Genomic DNA, 17,169 nt, shown 5'->3' on the forward strand with positions numbered 1-17,169 from the left:
GATGGAAGATCCCACCCAGGGTAAAGGTTGTCAACGGGATCCCTTCAAGCTCCAAAAGCTTCTTTGGCGGCGTACATGACCTCCACACTGATCTCGGTCAAGCCTCGTTCGCGGGCAAATTTTTCGGTGTTGCGTTTAACCTTGCCGCGCACAAAGCCGGGCACCTTGTTCAGCTCCGCCTGGGCTTCCCGCGTCCAGATGAGGTCGGAATCGGCGCTCAGGCTCTTGTGAATCACCTCCTTGGTGTCGTGGCCACCGAAGATCTCCAACAGGTGATCTTCCATGCCCAGGGTAAAGGAGTTGTAGATCAAGTCCACAATTTGGTTGGCGCCCTCGTAGCCCAAAAAGGGCCGGTAGCCGATGGGGAAATCCTGCACGTGGATGGGGGCCGAGATGACCCCACAAGGGATCCGCAGCCGTTTGCCCACATGCCGCTCCATCTGGGTGCCGAAAATCGCAGCAGGTTCCGCCTGGGCAATGGCGTCCGCCACGCGGGTGTGATCCTCCGTCATCAAGATCTGATCGCAATACCCTCCCACCTCTGCCTGGAACCACTCCCCATCGTAGGTGCAATAGCTGCCCGCCCACACCACGTGGATCCCCATCTCGCGGGCCAGGATTTTGGTGATGGCCGCCGCGTGGGTGGAATCCCCGAAGACCACCGCTTTTTTGCCGGTTAGGTTTTGGCAGTCGATGGAGCGGGAAAACCAGGCCGCTTGGGAAATGTGCAGGGTTTGCTCCTGGATGTAGGCTTCATAATCGACAGGGATCCCTTGCTCGTTTAGGATCTGCTGGATCTGGCGGATGAAGCGGGCCGTTTCCACCACCCCCATCGGGGTGATCTCAATGTAAGGCATGCCGAATTCCTGCTGCAGATAGCGAGCTGTCATCGGCCCCAGCTCCCGGTAGGGCACCACATTAAACCAAGCCCGCCCCAGGTGTTTGAGATCGTGGACACTGGCCCCTTGCGGGATCACCAGGTTGAGCTGGATCCCCAGATCCCGCAGCAGCACCTTCAGCTCCCGCAGATCATGGGCATTGTGAAACCCTAGGGTGGAAATGCCAAGGATGTTACAGGAAGGCCGCTCCGTCTTTTGGGGCAGGCTGTCTAACTCCCCGCTTTTGCGAGCTTTGGTGATATAGAACTCCACAATCTGCTGCAGGGTGCGATCCGCTGCCTGCAATTCGTTAACCCGGTAGTGGTTGACATCTGCCAGCACCACATCGCAGCGACTGGCCAACTGGGCCTGCCGGACAAAGTGATGCAGATCTTCCTGCAAAATGCTAGAGGTGCAGGTGGGGGTGACGACGATCAGATCCGGCTGCTCCTCGCCGTCTTTGCGGACGATGTTGCGAATCACCTTTTCGTCGGATCCCCGCGCCAACACCTGCCGGTCAACGACGCTGGTGGTTACCGGAGTAAAATCCCGCTCTCGCTCCAACATGGAACGCATCACGTTGAAATAGTCGTCTCCCAGAGGAGCGTGCATGATGCTGTGAACGTTTTTGAAGGAGCTGGCCACCCGCAGCGTGCCGATATGGGCAGGGCCAGCGTACATCCAATAGGCCAATTTCATGGGCAGCCTCTCAAGAAAGCCAGAGACAAAATCAAGGATCCCAACCCACCGCCGGATGTGCACCCGCTGGGAATCTCTCCTGGCATTGTAGAACGCTCAGCAGCCGGCATCCCTTGGCTGTTATCCTCCGTAACTCCCAACCGAGACGCTCCCAAGCCAAACTCGATCAAAAGAAAAACAACCCTGCCAAGGCAAGTGTGATTACGGGGATCCCCCTACTCCGCCCAAAGGGCTTGTTCCATCCTAGAAATAGGAGCGATGGATACCCATCTGGCTCCAGAGCCCAAGCTGAGGAACTTCAGGGATCCTGACAGGGAATCGGCTGGTGGACAAGAGCAGAGGAGTTTTTGTATTTTTCGTTACATGTTAACTTTTGGAGACAAAACATGTAGCTCTACAACATTGAGCAGAGATTCTTGTTTACAGAAGCAAGTTTTCCGTTGGAGAAGGCAGACTAACAGAGGGAAGAGAGATGGCTAATGTTTCCCTGAATACAAGCTCGACACAGAGAATTGTCGATGGCTAGTAATTTTGCGCGCCGTAACCGACCAAAGGCTGCTGCTTCTTCAAAGGTTGAGGTGAAAGCGTATGGGTTCCACAACGATTTCTTGGCAACGTGCTCGCAAAGCTCCTCAGGAGCTGTCTGGTTCCATGACTTCTGTGCTTTTCAAGTCCACGGGTCGCCTGCGCGACTGGTTGCAGGCTCCGTTGCGTCCCATTCAATCGGCTATGGATAACTTTAGCATCCGCGATCCACGCTTGGCCCATTTCCTTTGCCAGTGGATCCCGGCCCGCTGCCCCTTTGAGCGAGATGTGGTGCTGTTTGGCCATAAGGTGATGCACATTCCGCCCATGTGTAAGCTCAACCCCCTCTACGACCAGGTGGCAGGGCTGCGCTTCCGGGCCTTGTCGTTTTTGGCGGAGCGAGGAGAAGACATTAGCCGTTACCTGTAAGGCAGCTTTTTCCACTAAATCTTTTTTCAAGGGATCCCTGGCCATCCAAAGCCTGCTGCCAAACTCCGGAGTGGATCCCATTAGAAGCGGGTCTCAAACTCGATGGAAATGACATTGTTGCCCTCGAGGTCGGTGCTGGCGCGGGTGAGGGTTTGCTCGTTGAGGCGGTAGCGGGCGCTGTAGCGGGTGGGCTGAAAGGGATCCGTTAGGTTGCGCTGCACCGAGATGGAAGTGGCTGGCCCCAGATCGCGGGCCACCTCCAGCGCTAGCCCTATCGAGGAGCGGTTGGCAGCGCGGGTATCGACCTGGGGGACGGGGCTAATGCGCACCTCGTCTAGGCCCAGGGTGTCCCGCAGCGTGTCCAGCACATCGTTGAGCAAGGCAGTTCCGGCCAGGCCGGCCACTCCCGCTTCGGGGTTGAGGCGGGCCAGAGCTGTGCCTCCCAGGAGGGCGACGATCTCTTCGGGGGAGCGGCTGGGGCTGCTGGAAAGGGCCAGAACCCCGTTGCGGGGATCCGCCTCAGCCAGCTGGCTGGCCCGCCCGTTGACCGTGGCGAAAATCTCGATGCTCTGCTGGGATCCCGGCAGGTTGCGGTTGGTGTCAAAGGGGGAGAGCTCTTGGGGAAAGCGATAGACCTCGATGGCCTGGGTCATCAAGCGCAGGTTCAGGAAGGGATCGAAGGGGTTGTCTAGGTCAAAAGTGGCGGTATTGGAGCGGGAGCGATCCAGGCGAAAGTTGGCAAGGGGCAGGTTGACGCGGCCTCGCTCTAGGGCAATGGTGCCCGCTGGGCGCAGATCCTGGGGAGTGCCAAACAGGCGCAAGGTGCCGGCAGCATTGAATTCAAACAGATTGGGACGCTGCACGCGGATCCCTGGCCCCAAGACCAGCTCCAGTCCGTTGAGCCGCGGCTGCCAGAAGGGATCCGGCGAAGTCGAGCCGGCGGCAGCTGTTGCGGCCTCAGGTTCTGCCCGGCGGGGGCTGACATCCACGATCCCTTGAGAAACCTCCAGCCGCCCCTCGAGCAAAGGTTGCAGAAGCAGCCCTCTGACAGCCACCTCGCCGTCCAGATGGCCAGTGTAGAGGCTAGGCAGGTTGAGCTGGATCCCTTGGAGTTGCAGAGTTAAGGGTGGCGAGGTTTCGTCCATCTGCAGGGCACCGCGAGAGTTGACGGGCAAAAAGCCTTCAGCCAAAAGGGATCCACCCCCCAACTGTCCCCGCAGCTCCTGGACTTGCAGCTGATTGAGGTTAAAGGCGATCTGGCCTGTGAGGTCGGTAATGGGCTCCGGCAGGGCTGCCAGCTTGAGGATCCCCGAGTTGACGCTCAAGTTCCCCTGCAGGCTGGGCTCTCGCAAGGTGCCGCGGATGGCCAGCTCCAGTTGGCTTTGGCCGCCTTCCCAGCGCACCTGGTCGGTGAAGAGGTTGATCAGGCGCAGACCGCCATGCTTGGCTTGCAGGGTGAGGTCGATCTGGTCGGATTCGGCCCGCACCTCGGCAAAGGGCAGGGTGTAGGGCACTAGGCCAAAGAGGCGAATGGGTTCGTCACCATTGGCCAGCAGGGCGCCGTCCAGGCGCAGCTGCCCCCGCTGGTAGTCAAATTGTCCTCCCACCTCCCGCAGCGGCACCTGGTTGATCTGGGCGTTGACCACTGTCAGGGATCCGCGGGCATGGGGATCCCGCAGGTTGCCGGCCAGCTCCACGTCCAGGTTGAGATCCCCCTGCAGCTCCAGCTCCTCTGGCAGGAAGCGGTCCAGCAAAGCCAGAGGCAATCCTTGGATTTGCAAGGATCCCGACTGCTCCTCCAGCCCCAGCCTGCCGGAGAACAGGGCTTGCCGCTCTCCACTGCGCAACAGCAGCGGCTCCAGCACCACTGCTCCCTCCGCACCGCTTGTGGGAACGACAAGGCTGCCGACCGCAGTGAGGGTTTCAATGCCAAACTCCTCGGCTTGCCAATTCCGGCCCTCCAGTTGAAAGCTGACACGGGGCTGGGCAAGGTTGCCGGCAATACTCAAGCTGCCCTGAAACTCCCCTCGCAGACTCGTGGGCGGCGGGAAAGTGCTCCGCACCGCTGACGCGAACAGCGGATCCATGCGGCTGGCCAGAGTCTCCAGGTGGGCGGCCAGGATCTGGGCATAGTACTCTAGCTGCTCCAGGAGAGGATGGTTGGGCAAACCAACCGGATCGGTCTCCAACACCGAGGCAGGGCCCAAGGGGGGCAATTGGAAACCCCGGGTGGTGAGGTCGCGCCACTGCCGCCACTTGAAGGCGGAGATGATATCTTCTAGCCGACCTTGATGGGTGCTGATCTCTAGGTCAATTTGGGGAGCGAGAGCCGCCAAGGTGGGATCCAAACCGGCTTGCAGAAGAGTTGCAGGCAGCTCTAAGGTGCCCCTAGCCGTATAGGTGCTCTCGAACAAATCCAGTTGGGCTTGAGCAATGGTCAGCCGGGGAGAGCCGGAGTCGCCCGCAGTCTGGTAGTCAAAATCCACCGAGAAGCCCTGCACTTTCATCCCTCCCCACTGCAGATCCGCTACCGCAGCCCGTCCTTGGGCAGCACCACTTGCCAGGTCAACTGCCACCTCCCCATCGAGGTTCCCCTGTAGGCTGGCCCACGGCCCGGCAGCTAAGCCCCCCAGCAAAGCCAGCGGCAGCCGATTCACCGTCACCTGGAGCTGTTCCTGCTGTCGTTGACCTACTGCCTCCGCCTCCCCTCGCCGGACTTGAAATTGCAAAGGCTGCAACTGGGGATCCAACTGCAACGCCAGCCTGTCCTGCTGTCCCTGGAGATCCACCTCTACCCCTCGAGCAGACCCCTGGAAGGATCCGGCCAAGTCTTCAAATTCAACTCCTGCTATGCTGAGGCCCTGGAGCCGAGCCTCTCCCTCCACCTCTAGGTTGTCCAGGGATCCCCGAATCTGCCCCGAACCTTGCAGCACCCCCTCCACCAAGGGTGGCAGGCCGGGCACTTCTGCCAAGGAAACCCCATCCACAGCCAAGGCCAAATCCAGGGATCCCACCTGCAGGGTTTGAGGATCCACCGGGATCCGCCCCCGTATGCCGGCCAGCCGAGTTGCGTCGGCCAAGATCTCACCTTCTTGGATCACTAGGCCCGCCCCATCCCAGGCCACCTGGCCCCTTGCCTCTCCCAGAGGCTGCGACAGGATCACCGAGCCCTGCGCCCGCAGCGCCCCCAAAAAGCCCAGCTCCGACACCTCAGCCGTGTTCACCTGCGCCGTGAGGGCTCCTGAGAGGGATCCCGTCCATTGGGGGTTGAAGAAAGCCAGCGGCACATTCTGGGGGCTCACCTGGGCTTGCACTTGCCCTCCTGCCCACCGCCCCGCCACCTGCGCCTGCCCTCCTTCTACAGCCAAGACTGCCTGAGGCACCTCCACCACCCAACCGTCAGCCTCTGGCAAGAGCTGGAGCTGCCCTCTTCCGGCGATCTCTCCCCCTTGGGTTGCCCAGGTGGCCTCTACCTGAGGTTGGGATCCCGTCAGCGCCACCTGCACTTGAGCGGAAACCGGCCCCACCCAAGGAAGAGCGCCCCGGCGGGGCAGGTTGAGGCCGTAAAGGGCCAGCACCTGCTCCACGTCGGCTCCGCTGACTTGAAGATCGAACTGGCCTGCCAAGCCGGCAGCCCATTGCAGCTGGCCGGAGCCTTGGATGCGACCCCCTGCAGTCTTGAGGTCAATTGCTTCCAAGGCCAAGGTTTGATCCGCAAAGCGGAAGCCAAAGGCATACTCCGACACCGGCAGGCGATCCACCTGCCCCGGCGAAAGCCCCCGCAACTGTCCCCGGATCTGCGGCTGATCCAAGGCTCCAGTGACCGCTACGGATCCCCCTACCACCCCCTCCACCGCCACCGGCAGGCCAAAGGCAAACGTCTCTTGGATCTGCTGCAGGCGGGCCGGCGCTACTTCCGCCTGCAAACCAAACCCCTGTCCTTGCTCCCAGACCACCGGGCCTTTTAGCTCGGCAAAGGAAAGCTGACCAAAGCGACCGCTCACCCCCTCCAGCTCCAACCCCTGCAAGGTAAAGCGAACGGAGCCCTTCACCTCTTCAAAAGGATGGGGCAACCTCTCCAGATCCAGCCGAGCCTGTTGAACCTGGGCCTGCCCCGTCAACTCCAGCGGTTGATCCCGCCGCCAGAGCACCTGGAGATCCAAGCCAGTTTCCCCCTGCACCTCCGCAAAAGGGGCCGCCGGCACCACACTGGGCAAGAGATCCAAAGGCAGACGAGCCGCAGAAAGCGTCACCGAACCGGAAGCCTGGGCAAAATCCGCCACCCCCCTGAGCTGCAGGGGGTACCCCCCCTCCCCCTCCCGAGGGAGCAACCGTGCCGTCGCCTGGAAACTGGCCCGCCCCCCGAAAAGATCCTCCTCTCCTGGCGGGGCATTGTGAGTCAGCCACACCTGCACCTGGCCCTGCAGCCGATCAAACTGCCGCCGCTCCCCCACCAAAGGGATGGCCGTCAGGGATCCCTGGCGCAAACGGATGTTCAGCCCATGCAAGGGCAGGGATCCCTCCCCTTCGGGCAGTTGAAACTGCACATCCGCCCAGCCGCGATCCAGCGTTTCCATCAGCAGCAGTTGCGGCTGGTTTAGGGTAACATTCAGCACCCACTGACCCGTCTGCAGCCAAGTCCAGAAATCAGGGCTGAGGTCGATGGAGCCGATACTGGCCAGATGTTCAACGCGGCTTTCTCCCAAGCTCACCTGCCAGGGGGCCAGAAACCTCACCTCCCCCAATTCCACGCGCCGCCGCATCGCTTGCGAGAGGGTTGCTTCCACCTGCGGCAGCACGTGATCTTGAAGGTAGATCCCTGTTCCCCAGGCGGCACCAAAGGCGGCAGCCGTCAAGCCCAAACCCACCCCAGCTAGAGTGATGGGGGAAAGGTTGAATCGTTGCTGCTGCATCTTTGGATCTTGGTGATCCTCTCCCAACCGCCCACCCCTTAAAAACCTGACAGGCTCCCAAAAGCCATTCGTGCACTGCGGGCCGACCTTGCCGGCACAGTTGCCCCCATCCTACCCAAGGACTCCTGGCTTGCCACGAGGGAACAGAAAGAAGAGATCCCTGCTCCCAGGCGTAATTCCCCCGAAGACCCCGCGGAAAAATACCGTCTCCCGCGGAGAACGGGGATGCTAAGCTATCTCCACACCCGAGATTGAACCCACCCTGGGGCCTCTCTCAGGTGTTCCCTTCTGTCGAGATGGTTGAAAGGAGAAGAGCCATTCCGGAACCCCTATCTCTGACGGTCAGCTTGCGCGGCAGCCGCGAGGCGCTGGAAAACTGCCAGGTCTTTCACCTGACTGGCCTTCTGGATGCCTTTTCCGAGCCGGTCTTTGTTAAGGTGGTCACCAAATACCTGGAAGAGGGATCCCCTAACCTGATCCTGGATTTGACAGGGATCGACTTCATCGACAGCTCTGGCGTCGGCGCCCTGGTGCAATTGGCCAAGCTGGTGCAGGGCCGCGCAGGTATCTTTCAGGTGGTGAGCAATCCCCGCATCACCCAAACGGTGAAGCTGGTGCGCCTGGAGAAGTTCCTGTCTTTGCGCAACTCCTTGCAGGAAGCCTTGGATCGCCTGAAGGAAGGAAGTACGGGCAGTACAGAGACCGCCTGATACGTAATAAGTATGGGTCTGGGAACCTTTTGGGGGATCAGTGCTGGAGCAGGGGATCCCGACTGGATCACGGTCAAAGCAGCCCGCATCCTCAGCACGGTCAACTGGGTGGCCTGTCCCCAAAATGCTGCCGGCCAGCCGGGCTTGGCCTACCAAATTGTGCGCCCTTGGCTGCGACCGGAACAAACCCTCTTGCCGCTTCGCCTGCCCTTTGTCACCCAGCCGGAAGTCCTGCAAGCTGCCTGGCGAGTGGCTGCCCAGCAACTAGCCCCACTCCTAGAAAGGGGAGAAGATGTCGCCTTCATCTGTGAGGGAGACGTGGGCCTCTACAGCACCTTCGCCTACGTGGCCCAAGCCCTGCGGCAGCGGATCCCCGCCTTGCCCATCCAGGCCATACCGGGGGTGTGCTCTCCCTTAGCCGCTGCTGCTGCCCTGGGATCCCCCTTGGTGCTCGGCTCCGAGAAATTGGCGATTTTACCGGCTCTGTTCGCCCTCTCGGAACTGGAGCAGGCTTGTGCCTGGGCTGAGGTAGTCGTCCTCATGAAAGTGGCCTCTGTCTACCCTCAGGTTTGGCAGTGGCTGGCCGAAAGAGGTTGGCTGCAACAAGCCAGCTTGGTGGTCTGGGCCGGCTGGCCCCAGCAAACCCTCTTCCCCACCCTGGAAGGACTGGCCGACTACCAGCCCCCCTACTTTTCCCTCTTGATCCTGCGCTCTCGGCCCCGGAATAAAGATTCTCTTAACCCAGAAAACGGGCTGCGGCTGGATTGAGTTTTCTAGGATAGGGAATGAGTTTTTTCCGGCGATTCAGCCCGAAGCAGGGGTTGGTCGGTATTTTTTTGCGTGTGTTTCCATTGAGCTTAAGTCCCGTACCGAGCCGGCTTGTTTCCCCAAAAAAGCAGGTGTCCTGTGACGGAAAGATGTCAAGGAAACCCAGTCCAGCATCCTTAGGATCCTTGCGTTGACCTACATCAAAAAGAGATGAAAAGACCAAGTTAAAGGAATGATCCGACCTGTTAAGAATAGTTGCCGCTCTTGGTGGAGAGATCGGCTATAGGTTAGATTATGAATGTAGTGATTCAGGCGAGGAGGATAATATCTCATCCCCATCCCAAACGCGAGGCACCGCTTCTCGATTGAATCAAATCCAAAATTCAAGTCCAAAATTCTCTGTCGGTCAACGCTTTGATCCAAGCTTCCGATCCGTTGCTTCGGCAGACTCTCCTGAGAAGTGGTTGTCTCGCCCAGCAGGGCACCTGGTACCTACGACAGGTTTTCCTCAAAGCAGAACAAGGGAGTTAGGCAGATAGCAGTTGGGCTTGCTGCACAAGCCACTGGGAAAGTGAGAGAGCGCTCTAGGTGTTCCTCAAATAATCCTCAAATAAAAGTGGTTTTGCCAGATCAACAAGCTCAGCCGGCTATTTTGAGTCTCCATTCATGAGCGAGTCAGGGTGGGAAAATCGGTGATCAGGTTCAGGTGCTCTCAACCTGCAAGCTCTGCGAGTCGGAACCAGCGCTCAGTGGGACAAGGACTGCGGGCTTTAGCAATTCGAGGTTCTCTCAGTTCATAGTTTCACTCTCACTTTCAGGAGGTTGCTATGTTTACCTTTCTCTCAAAGATTGCTAGAGCAGTTGTCCGCATATTCGCTCCTGCCAAGTCCGATCTGGTGGAAGTGGGTTACCAGCCCATCACGGATGATATCTATCGCATCAACGGCTCAGCCTGCCGTTTTAGCGATCTGGAGATCTCATCGTAAACCTCAGAGTCGGATTCTGGTGTCGGAGCGGCCACTGGCGCTGGCCTAGAAATTGGAAACAAGTTAAGACAACTGAATAAGTCTTAGTTAAGTCTTGGATGCGGTTAGTCCGCGTCGGCAGGGGTGGTTTTCCTCCCTGTGGCCAAGTTCTACCGGTTCAGTGGTGGCTCCCCGTGGGGGTCACCACTTATTGTTTTGTTGTTTGCAAGTTGTTTGGGAAAATAAGGAGAATGCTTGCGGTTGCCCTATCTCAACCTGTGTTGCCTTCCCCCGTAGTTTACCCAGCTACATCGAATGATCTGGATCCCTTGGCCGAAGTTCTAGCCCAGGTTTTTCATCCCCCCTCAGGCCTGCAACGCTGGATCTACCCAATTCGCAAGCTGGGCATTCGCGAAGAGTTGCGCCTCAGGCTGGCCGCAAGGGATCCCCACTACTGCTGTCTGGCAGCTGCGGTGGGATCCGAAGTGGTGGGCACTGCCGAGATCTCTTTGCGGGTCACAGCCTACGGGAAGTATCCCTACCTCTCCAACTTGGCGGTGCTGCCCGGCTGGCGGCGGCGAGGAATTGCTCGTCTGCTTTTGCTCAGTGCTGAAGGGGTGGCGAAAGGGTGGGGCTACCGCTGTTTGCATCTGCACGTGTTGGAAGACAATCTCCCCGCGCGGCAACTGTACGCTCAACTGCGCTATACCCCCATCGAACGCACCTCTCAACTCTGGCGATGGTTGGGGATCCCTCCGCAGCTTTTGCTCTGCAAGTGGTTACCTTGAATTGGCAAAGGAATTGGCAAAGCGGCAACATTGAGCTGGCAGAGTGGAGATGCTTCCCACCCCGCTGGCTTGCTTCTGCGCAGTGAGGCGAGTTCCTGGACTCATATAAAGTTATGTAAACTAGAGATGGGTTCTAGAGAGGTCTCGGAGGGGCAGTGAGGGAATTGGGCAGGGTTTTCATGGGATTGGTTGTGGGCCTGCTTGTGGGCTTTGGGATGACTCAGCCTGCCTGGGCCCAGTGGGGAACTACTCCTCTCCCGCCAATAGGTTCTCCGGCACCGGAGTTCGCATTGCCGGATCAATCCGGGCAAATACGGCGGCTGGCGGATTTTCGGGGGGAGTGGGTGGTGTTGTATTTTTACCCCCGCGACTTCACTTCCGGCTGTACGATTGAGGCCCGCCGCTTTCAGCAAGATTTGCCCAAGTTCCGGGCCATGGGGGCACAGGTTGTGGGCGTGAGCGCTGACTCGGTGGACTCTCACAGGCGCTTTTGCTCGGCAGAGGGGCTACAGTTTCCTTTGCTGTCGGATCCCGACGGCACGGTCAGTCGAGCCTACGGATCCTGGATGGGCGATGTTGCCCTGCGCAATACGTTCTTGATCGACCCGGAGGGGATTTTGCGAGAAATCGACCCAATCGTGAACCCCAGCCGCCACAGCGCTGAGGTTCTGGCCCAGTTGCAGCAGCTTATCAGGAACTAGCCCTCTAGCTTTCCGGGCCAAAAGTCTGCTCAAACTCGTGGAGCAACTCGTCGATCTCCTCCAGCGCTTGGTTGACATCCACGCGCAAGCTGCCCAAGTCTGGCTTTTCCAACAGCTTGGCTACCGCTGGCCGGCGTTCGCGGATTAGCTTGATGCGCTCTTTCAAGGCGGCAATTTCGGCGGCGTCCATAGCTTCAGAGACCTAATTGACTCTCCTAGCTTATCGCTTCCGCTGGGGGAGTGTCGCCTGCTGGGATCCCTTTCTGAACCACCGAGAGCCAATCATAATAGAGCTGCGCAACCTGGCACTCAACCCCGCTTCAGCTAGAAATTGCAGGAGCCCCGCACTGTACCCGTAGGTTCGGTGTCGGGAGGAATGCTATAATAATACTGCGGACACCAGAAACGGTTGTTTAGGGCACTGGTAACGGTCGATTGGGGGTGCAGTAAACCACCCCAGAGGCTCGTGGTTGGCTTGCTAACTGCAGGGCTACTAAAAGCCCGCTCCGTACCGCCTAGCGGTTGGTGTCGGGTAGTTTACAGGTGCTGACATGCTCCCCTACACCCAGATTGTCGCCCACCGTGGGGAGCACACCCACGCCGAGGAAAACACGTTGGCCGCTTTTGCTGCTGCTGTTGAAGTGGGGGCCGAGCAAATTGAGCTGGATGTGCGCTGTAGCCGAGATGGGATCCCACTGGTTGTTCACGATGCCGATTTGGATGGACAGCCTTTGGCCGCATTAACTTGGGCCGAGATTCGGGCCCGCAAACCCACGATTCCCACTCTTGAAGAGACCCTGTCACATATCAAGGGCAAGATCACCCTCGATATCGAACTCAAAGAAGCAGGCTATGAGGAACAAGTCCTTGCCCTCGTTAGCGATATTTTGACCCCCGAAGAATTTGTGATCACCTCTTTTTTGCCTCAGGTGGTGCAGCGGGTTAAAACGCTTTTGTCCCCGCAACCCAAGGTTGGCCTGTTGATCGAGGCAAAGGCTGAGGAGCAAGCCAAGGGATCTTTACTTACCCGTTGCCGGGAGTTGGGAGCGGATTTTCTGGCCCCCCACTACAGTTGGGTGAACTTGCAGTTCTTGGCTGAAGCTGAACAGGCCGGGATCCCTCTGTACGTTTGGACGGTGAACGATCCTGAAGTGATGAAGTTGTGCTTGCAGCCATTTGCCGGCTCAGTAGGACAAAATCCCGTTGTTCAAGGGTTGATTACCGACCGTCCCCAATTGGCTTTGCAAATTCGCGCCCACCTTTTGGCAGAAATAGAGGGGGCAAAACCCTAGACCATGGGCACAAACTGCACTGGAAAAGCCCCTTTTTGAACCCATCCTTGGGCTGTTTTGCAGAGGATCAGCAAGGACTGGGATCCCTGGGCACCGGAGTCCGAAGGGCTTTCTCCCACCGGCACCACCAAGGTGCCCCCCACCGCCAGTTGATCCAGCAGCACCATGGGCACAGTTGGGGGCGCTGCCGTCACCAGAATGGCATCGTAGGGAGCATGCTCTGGCCAACCTTGGTAGCCATCCCCCTGACGCACTTCCACGTTGCGATAGCCCAGGGCAGCGAGGGTTTGTTGAGCTTGAGCAGCCAATGGGGACAGACGCTCCAGGCTATACACTTGCCGGGCCAGCTCTGCCAAAACAGCCGCCTGATAGCCGGAGCCGGTGCCGATTTCCAACACCACCGATTCAGGCGTGAGGCGAGCAGCTTCTGTCATAAAAGCAACAATATAGGGCTGAGAAATGGTCTGGCCATAGCCGATGGGCAGAGGGCAATCCCTGTAGGCCCGATCCCGCAGATCAGAGGGGACAAAAAGGTGACGCGGCACTTTTCCCATGGCTTCCAGTACCCGTGGATCTCGGATCCCTCGTTTGATGAGCTGTTTCTTGACCATCTGCTCCCGTTGGGAAGCAAAAGGATCGGAAGCGTCTGGGGGCTGAGGTTCAACTTCTGGGATCCCAGCTGGAGAGCGAGAAGAATGTCTCCACCGGAAGGATGAGAATGGGTTGATCACCGATACACAACCTCCAGAAACGATGAGCTGCTCAGATCTGGACTCTGCTCAAGCTGTGGATAACACCGCAGCTGTTTGCTTTATGGGCTTATGGATCCCCGCCTGCTTTTTCTCCTTGTCGGCAGGGCCGAAGACAATGGCTGCCTATTGCGAGGATGGCGTGACCCCATTTCTTTCATCGGAAGAGAGGTTAAGGGTGAGGGAAAAGATGCCTGTGGAGCCCTACGCTGATCCTGGCTTACTTTTGGCAAGACTTCACCACTTGATGAAGAGATTGTTGCCGAATGGGAAGATGGAAAAAGTGAAACAAAATCCCTAGGAGCCTTTGTCCTGATCCTGCGTGGCCTTCTGGAACTTCAGATGAAGCTTACAGCCGGGATCCCCATGGGAGATATGGGATCCGGTTTGATCAAAATTGTAAAGTTTTGTGCGCAATCTGCCGGGGCGAGCAATCACCACCCTGGTTCTGCCAGCGCAAGATTTTATAGTGTTGATCCTTACCTTTTCCCCGCAAGGGGAAGATGGTGAATGGGGTGACAGGCTGGGAACTGTCCTAGCGACACGTGGGGAGAGAGGCTGGGTTTAATAGACTGTAAACGTAATTTACGGTACAGATCTATGACAACTGCTGCCGCTTCTGCTACTCCCACTGCCCCTGAGATGACGCTGCTGAACGTTTGGCAAGTGCTGGCGGAAGAGTTTGCCGGTCAAGTTGCCCTACGGGATCCCCACGCGCAGCCAGTTTTCGAGATGTCTTATGGAGAGCTGTTTCGCCGCATTCAAACCCTGGCGGCTGGCCTGCAGGCTTTGGGCATTTGCCCGGGGGATCGGGTGGCCATTTTTGCCGATAACTCCCCCCGCTGGCTGATGGCCGATCTGGCCACGATGTTCACGGGAGCTGTGAATGTGCCCCGCAGCGCTGTGGCGGATCCCAGTGAGCTGGGCTACATCTTGCGCCACTCCGGTAGCACGGCCCTGATTGCTCAGGATCTGAAGACCCTGAGGCGGATCCGGCCGGATGTGCAGGAGCTGGGCCTGGAACGGCTGCTGTTGCTTTCCGATGAGCAGGAAGCAGGGGTGCTGAACTTTTCCCAATGGCTGCAAAAGGGTCGGGAACACACCTACCAACCCCCAAAGCTGGAGCGATCCCAACTGGCCACCATCATCTACACCTCCGGCACCTCCGGTCGGCCCAAGGGGGTGATGCTCAGCCACGGCAACCTGATGCACCAGGTGGAGAACTTGGGCGTGGTCGTACAGCCACAACCGGGGAATAAGGTGTTGACCATTCTGCCCACTTGGCACTCTTATGAGCGGGCTTGCGAGTATTTTCTCCTCAGCCGTGCCTGCATGCTGGTCTATACCAGCCCTCGCTTTATCAAACAAGATTTCCAACAGGAGCACCCCCATTTTCTGGTGGCAGTGCCGCGGATTTGGGAAACCGTTTATGAAGGGATCCAACGGCAATTCAAAGAGAAAAGCCCCCTGATGCAGCGGCTGATCCGCGCTCTGATGGCCGTGAGTGAGAGCCATGTGCTCTCTGGACGGATAGCTCGCAACCAGTCGATTTTGCATTACGGAGTCAGCCCCTGGGTGCGTCTGCAGGCTCGCCTGCAACATTGGCTGCTCTGGCCCCTGCACCGATTGGCCGATGCGCTCATCTACCGCAAGGTGCGACAGGCGTTGGGCCCCAATTTTCAACATGCCATCAGCGGCGGTGGATCCCTGCCTGCCTACTTGGATCTGTTCTACGAGGTGGTGGGCATTTCCATCTTGAATGGCTACGGCCTCACCGAAACTTCGCCGGTGTTGTGCGCGCGGCGTCCAGACAACAATGTGCGCGGTACGGCTGGCCCCCCTCTGCCGGGGACGGAGTTTCGCATTGTGGATCCTGAAACTCGACAGCCGCTGCCCCCTAGAGAAAAAGGACTAATCCTGGCCCGTGGCCCGCAGGTGATGATGGGCTACTACAACAACCCGGAAGCCACTGCCAAGGTGCTCAGCTCCGACGGCTGGTTTGAAACCGGGGATCTGGGCTGGCTCACCCCCGATGGGCAACTGGTGATCACCGGCAGAGCCAAGGATGTCATCGTCCTACTCAACGGGGAGAATATTGAGCCCCAGCCGCTGGAAGATGCTTGTCTGCAGTCTCCTTACATCAGCCAAATCGTGATCGTCGGGCAAGACCAAAAGAAATTGGCTGCCCTCATCTACCCCAACCTCGATGCCCTCAAAGCCTGGGCTGCTGAGCAAGGGATCCCGGCTGAGGATGCCGAGCTGCTGGCCCAGCCCCAGACCCGCACCTTGATTTTGCAGGAGGTGCGCCGCCGCATCCAAGAACGCCCTGGCTACCGGCCCGACGAGCAGGTCAGCGACTTTCGCTTCTTGCCGGAGCCCTTGAGTGTGGAAAACGGCCTCATGACCCAGACGCTGAAAATTAAGCGCAACCCTGTGGCGGAGCGCTACGCTCACCTCATCGAGGAGATGTACCGATCTTTGAAGTAGAGCCAGCCTTCTAGGTTTGGGATCCCCGTTGTTGCTCCAGGTAGCGCCGGAAGGTCTCCGGTGGGATAGCCCCCCGGTAGGCCCCACAGTAGTAGAGCGTCAGCACTGCCTTGTAGGCCCAGTCGGTCGGCACCACGTCCGGGAAGGGGCTGGGCAGGGTATCGGCTTGGTTGGCGGCGCAGGCTTGCAAAATTTGCTCTGTGGTTAGCTGTTCTGCCAGGTCTGGAGGGAGTTCCCGCAGGTTAGCCTGGGCCAGAACCGCTCCCGGCAGGCACAAGCTGGCGAGGGTCGCCGCCCAAAAAGCGCGAGTGAAGAGGTGTTGCCAGTTCATGGCTGATACATTTACGCTGAACACTGCTGAACATCACTGTTCAACTATGCAGCGATAGCATTCTGTTTGTTTCCATTCGCGTTAGCGGGACGGAGTCCAAACAGAATGGCGGTATCCCGCAAAGCTTTGAGTAGAATACCCAAAGCGCAGTTTCCGTGTCGTCTTACTACCAATTTTCTGCTTTGCTTTGGCTACCATGTTGGCAGACTCGAAAGTAAACAGAAAGATCAACTGGTAGTAATCCGTACTGAACATATTATACATTATTTTCAGTATAGTTGAGCTTATTACTGACTAGAGTCATGCTCTAGGTTAGAGTTACCGCAGGCAGCAGCGTTCCTGCTAGGGGTGCGAAGCGCCCACACGGGGGAGCCTGTTGCAATGTTTTAATGAGTAGACAATTGCATGCTGCAGGAGGACAGTGAGATGAGCACAATTCCGCCGAACTTGCTGGACTATCAGCGCAGAGCTCTGGCGATGCGGGAGAGTTCATACATTGACTTTCCAGCTCATGTCCATCTGGAAACGATGGCACGTTGCAACGCTGCCTGCAACTTTTGTCCCTATTCTTCACTGGAAAGAAAGGGAGCAAAGATGGATGATTCTCTAATAGAAAAAATTGTCAATGACCTCAAAGACATTCCGCGTCTTCATCGCTTTCAATTAAGTCCTTTTAAGGTTAATGAGCCATTTTTGGATACACGGATCTTCGATTTGCTTACATATCTTCAGTCTGAGCTACCGCACGCTACCATCACCTTGACTACCAATGGCTCCCTCATCAACGAGCGGATTGTGGAACGATTAACACAGTTTCCCAATCTTGGTTACTTGTGGGTTACAGCCTTTTAATTTAAAATAGGGTACAGGTATTCAAGAGGAAGGAGAGAAAGGAATGCCGACTCATTCTTTGGATTTGCGGCAAAGAGTTGTA

The 17,169-nt window shown here is 57.9% G+C and carries 12 protein-coding genes and 1 pseudogene; 8 read left to right on the forward strand and 5 right to left on the reverse strand.

Going from position 1 to position 17,169, the window contains the following annotated elements; translation table 11 throughout:
• Positions 1-44: 44 nt before the first annotated feature.
• Positions 45-1,577, reverse strand: coding sequence for a ferredoxin:protochlorophyllide reductase (ATP-dependent) subunit B (gene bchB / locus ACVWZJ_RS06955; protein ID WP_457395483.1), 1,533 nt, complete (start codon positions 1,575-1,577; stop codon positions 45-47).
• A gap of 708 nt (positions 1,578-2,285) precedes the next feature.
• Between bchB and ACVWZJ_RS06960 the strand changes: the two are divergent.
• Positions 2,286-2,531: pseudogene (locus tag ACVWZJ_RS06960) on the forward strand (Mo-dependent nitrogenase C-terminal domain-containing protein); the annotation flags it as partial.
• Between the two features lie 80 nt (positions 2,532-2,611).
• Here the strand turns inward: ACVWZJ_RS06960 and ACVWZJ_RS06965 are convergent.
• A complete protein-coding gene (locus ACVWZJ_RS06965) occupies positions 2,612-7,444 on the reverse strand; it encodes a translocation/assembly module TamB domain-containing protein (protein ID WP_457395486.1) in 4,833 nt (1,610 codons plus the stop codon).
• A 296-nt stretch (positions 7,445-7,740) separates the two neighbouring features.
• Between ACVWZJ_RS06965 and ACVWZJ_RS06970 the strand changes: the two genes are divergently transcribed.
• The 4 genes from ACVWZJ_RS06970 (at position 7,741) to ACVWZJ_RS06985 (ending at position 11,376) form a co-directional block, all read left to right on the forward strand.
• Entirely contained in the window at positions 7,741-8,154 is a 414-nt protein-coding gene (locus ACVWZJ_RS06970; protein ID WP_011433770.1) for an STAS domain-containing protein, read from the forward strand.
• A gap of 12 nt (positions 8,155-8,166) precedes the next feature.
• Positions 8,167-8,922 (forward strand): precorrin-2 C(20)-methyltransferase, encoded by a 756-nt coding sequence (locus tag ACVWZJ_RS06975; RefSeq protein WP_414413533.1) that lies wholly within the window; start codon positions 8,167-8,169, stop codon positions 8,920-8,922.
• Between the two features lie 1,294 nt (positions 8,923-10,216).
• Entirely contained in the window at positions 10,217-10,675 is a 459-nt protein-coding gene (locus tag ACVWZJ_RS06980) for a GNAT family N-acetyltransferase (RefSeq protein ID WP_238376763.1), read from the forward strand.
• Between the two features lie 215 nt (positions 10,676-10,890).
• The gene (locus ACVWZJ_RS06985) at positions 10,891-11,376 is read left to right on the forward strand and encodes a peroxiredoxin (RefSeq protein ID WP_238376979.1); all 486 of its coding nucleotides are present in this window, start codon (positions 10,891-10,893) and stop codon (positions 11,374-11,376) included.
• A gap of 4 nt (positions 11,377-11,380) precedes the next feature.
• On the opposite strand, the gene ACVWZJ_RS06990 is transcribed toward ACVWZJ_RS06985, so the two are convergent.
• A complete protein-coding gene (locus tag ACVWZJ_RS06990) occupies positions 11,381-11,566 on the reverse strand; it encodes a hypothetical protein (RefSeq protein ID WP_011433765.1) in 186 nt (61 codons plus the stop codon).
• A 361-nt stretch (positions 11,567-11,927) separates the two neighbouring features.
• On the opposite strand from ACVWZJ_RS06990, the gene ACVWZJ_RS06995 reads away from it, so the two are divergent.
• Positions 11,928-12,668, forward strand: a complete 741-nt coding sequence (locus ACVWZJ_RS06995; protein WP_457395492.1) for a glycerophosphodiester phosphodiesterase — start codon at positions 11,928-11,930, stop codon at positions 12,666-12,668.
• Here ACVWZJ_RS06995 and ACVWZJ_RS07000 read toward each other — a convergent pair.
• Positions 12,665-13,399 carry a protein-L-isoaspartate(D-aspartate) O-methyltransferase gene (locus tag ACVWZJ_RS07000; protein WP_011433763.1) on the reverse strand — a complete coding sequence of 245 codons (735 nt, stop codon included), beginning with the start codon at positions 13,397-13,399 and terminating at the stop codon, positions 12,665-12,667. The two genes, ACVWZJ_RS06995 and ACVWZJ_RS07000, sit on opposite strands and share 4 nt — an antisense overlap.
• A 618-nt stretch (positions 13,400-14,017) precedes the next feature.
• On the opposite strand from ACVWZJ_RS07000, the gene ACVWZJ_RS07005 reads away from it, so the two are divergent.
• Entirely contained in the window at positions 14,018-15,904 is a 1,887-nt protein-coding gene (locus ACVWZJ_RS07005; protein ID WP_011433761.1) for an AMP-dependent synthetase/ligase, read from the forward strand.
• A gap of 10 nt (positions 15,905-15,914) precedes the next feature.
• Here the strand turns inward: ACVWZJ_RS07005 and ACVWZJ_RS07010 are convergent, their stop codons facing one another.
• The gene (locus ACVWZJ_RS07010) at positions 15,915-16,235 is read right to left on the reverse strand and encodes a hypothetical protein (RefSeq protein ID WP_041436671.1); all 321 of its coding nucleotides are present in this window, start codon (positions 16,233-16,235) and stop codon (positions 15,915-15,917) included.
• Positions 16,236-16,661: 426 nt separating this feature from the next.
• Here ACVWZJ_RS07010 and ACVWZJ_RS07015 point away from each other — a divergent pair, with 426 nt between their 5' ends.
• Positions 16,662-17,087 carry a radical SAM protein gene (locus tag ACVWZJ_RS07015; protein WP_457395497.1) on the forward strand — a complete coding sequence of 142 codons (426 nt, stop codon included), beginning with the start codon at positions 16,662-16,664 and terminating at the stop codon, positions 17,085-17,087.
• Positions 17,088-17,169: the final 82 nt, after the last annotated feature.

Source organism: Thermostichus sp. OS-CIW-29 (assembly GCF_054058195.1).